The organism is Rhizobium sp. FKY42 (assembly GCF_005222835.1).
Taxonomy (GTDB): domain Bacteria; phylum Pseudomonadota; class Alphaproteobacteria; order Rhizobiales; family Rhizobiaceae; genus Neorhizobium.
This window is the reverse complement of record NZ_STGA01000071.1, coordinates 8333-10832: the sequence shown is the minus strand read 5'-3', so window position 1 is coordinate 10832 and position 2500 is coordinate 8333. Positions and strand designations below refer to the sequence as shown.

The following is a 2500-nucleotide window of genomic DNA, read 5'->3' as shown; positions in this document are numbered from 1 at the left end:
TACTTTTGCTCCTATGCACGACGTGCGCCAAATTTGATATCAATATATGATAACACTCGAGCAAAAGGGCACCGCAACACTATGCAAAAGCGGATTTATACTTACGGATACACGTATAAATAGCGTAATTTCTTCGCGCTGGTTGCGCCAAGTTGCGACTTCGGGCTATGAAGCATCCAAGTTGGAGTCACGTTCTGATCCAACTTGTTCATGCCAAATACTTCATGGAGTTAACGCTTGGTCTAGAAAAGGAAAACCGCTCCCGAAAAGATCCGGAAGCGGTCTGCAGAACAAAACCCTAAGCAAGTTTCTTCTCGCAGACCTCCCCTCCGATGTCAATAATCAAAACACCTTTTCGGTGAACGGCGGAGCTTTGTCTGGCCTCTGACAGGAGACGGACGATGGGGGAACCCACACAACACAAGCGGCCGACAGGTCGCAGAATGACGAAGGAGCGAGCCGACTTCCGGCGACTGGCGCAGTCAACCGAAGTCGGAACGGTTACGCGTGGGCAGCTTGCAGTACTTGCCAAGAACCTGATGACAGTCGGGATGATCACAACTGCAGAATACGCATTGCTGGAAGCCATCATAACGACCGCCAAGGCTGACGCCTTCGATAAAGGAGGGCGCCCGATCGTCTACAAGTCGAACCGGCAGCTTGGCTATGACATCAACAAGTCACCGGGACGCATAAGCCGTATTCTCTCGCGCTTGTACGACCTCGGCCTCGTCACCATGCAGGACAGCGCGAATTTCAGGCGTTACCCGATCCGTGACGGCGAAGGAGATATTGCCGACGCCTGCGGCATTGATCTGCGTGTCCTGATCGCTCGGCACCAAGAACTTGATCAGCTGGTGCGCCAGAAACGTGAAGAGATTCGAGTTCGCGACAACGCAGCGCGTCGCTTCCGGGACGCTCTGCGTGCAGCGAGGTATGCTCTCGTGTCCTCAACCGAACGAGGCGAAGTCATTCTCGGGCGGATCGGGGCGCGTGTGGAGAAGATCGCAGCCTTCATCGGATCAGCCAGGTACGAAACGGCCCAAGTCCTCCGGAAGGCAACAATGCTTTTGGAGTGGCTTGCCGACCGATTGCGCGACCTGAAACGGCCCCCTCAAGCTTCTGATCTAGATGCAAATATGACATGCACGGATGTCGGAAACGACATGCACATACAGATTACAACCCCGAAGCCTTTTGAAGCTCGTAATTATGAACGGCGTTCGGCTAACGCCGAACAAATCAGTTCGATAAGGGCTGGCTCCGCCAGCAAGGGAGATTTTGAGACAAGCCTGGGGAGCCGTTCGCGCCAAAGCAATAGGCAAAAGCACCCGCAGCTGTCACTTGTGGCGCTGGAAGATGTGTGGCGGGCTACGCCAAGTCTTGCCGAATATGGCTACAACCCGCCGCGCAGCTGGGCGGACCTGGACCGGATTGCCCCCAAGCTTTGCCGCATCGCCGGTGTGTCTGATGACGCGCGCCAGCTGTAGCGCGCAAAATCGGCTGGCAGGCCGCGCAAAATCGATTGGCAGCAGAAACTGAAACGTCATCGATCTAAAAACTTCATGCCGGGTACCGCCACGAAGATATCCTCGCCCTTATCGCTGTATGATAATCCGCAGAGATATTGAGAAGACCGCTTGGACGCGAAAAAGCCGGGAGTTTCACCTCCGCCCAGATCGAAATGAAGGGTGTGGCCCGCTAGTCTGCCGGCACCTGAAGCAAAGCTAGGGCCGAACTTCGGATTCTCGGAATAGGCAATCATCAGAGACATCGTGTTTTTCCAGCCACGCGCAATCCGATGGCGCGCGAACTCCTCGAAAACATCAACGCGCACCTCTTTCACATCACCCCAGAATTCAGCTCCAAGCGGCCGACAATTGCGCCGAAAGTGGTCCAAAGCGACTTGAACGTCGGCCTCCGTATAACCGGCCACCTTTATGTTGATCTTGATTTCCTGTGCCTGAGCGGAATCCCAGCACATAGTCAGTGCGATTGCTGTCGCCAGAATCTTCAACATCTCAAATCCCCCTGAATCTGTTTCTTCCCACGCTATACCAGTCTCCGCTTTCCACCAAATCGAAGCGCAATTTCATAGTTGTTGAGGCGGTTTTGAAGCCGCCTCAAATCCTATTCAAAGGCTCAAATGGGCAGCCTTGAGAGTTCGCCACGCATACGCCGCAGCCAGACTGACCACCCCGTTACCGGCTGCATTGGATCGGTCCACCCAATCGGCCACCCCATGACCCAATCCGAAAAGTTCGGGTTGAAGCTCAGGGTGCCTTGCGAGGATCGGGGCCCAGCGCTCAAACTCAGATGGAGCGGGTGGGAAGATGGGAAGCTGAAGGCTTGGCTCGGCGTTGCTCCGCAGGCCCTGATCAGCAGCCAGATCTGTGTCCAGATCCGTGCTGCCTTCCCGATCCCGAACTGAGATCCGCCCGCGTCCGCATCGTCCCGAAACCGCAGCCGGTTGTTCACCAGTTCCAGCTCGATCTTCGTA

General features: G+C 55.2%; 3 protein-coding genes. 1 reads left to right on the top strand and 2 read right to left on the bottom strand.

The window, feature by feature from the left end:
- Window positions 1-401: 401 nt before the first annotated feature.
- Window positions 402-1490 carry a helix-turn-helix domain-containing protein gene (locus tag E8M78_RS21520; RefSeq protein ID WP_137136995.1) on the top strand — a complete coding sequence of 363 codons (1089 nt, stop codon included), beginning with the start codon at window positions 402-404 and terminating at the stop codon, window positions 1488-1490.
- Between the two features lie 56 nt (window positions 1491-1546).
- On the opposite strand, the gene E8M78_RS21515 is transcribed toward E8M78_RS21520, so the two are convergent.
- Window positions 1547-2020 (bottom strand): hypothetical protein, encoded by a 474-nt coding sequence (locus E8M78_RS21515; protein ID WP_137136994.1) that lies wholly within the window; start codon window positions 2018-2020, stop codon window positions 1547-1549.
- 122 nt (window positions 2021-2142) lie between these two features.
- Window positions 2143-2500 (bottom strand): hypothetical protein (locus E8M78_RS23670; RefSeq protein WP_205910284.1); only part of this gene is annotated, 358 nt, incomplete at its 5' end.

Excerpts from the sequence above, each read along its gene's own strand:
- E8M78_RS21520 (WP_137136995.1), top strand. The coding sequence starts at position 402 with ATGGGGGAACCCACACAACACAAGCGGCCGACAGGTCGCAGAATGACG.
- E8M78_RS21515 (WP_137136994.1), bottom strand. The coding sequence starts at position 2,020 with ATGTTGAAGATTCTGGCGACAGCAATCGCACTGACTATGTGCTGGGAT.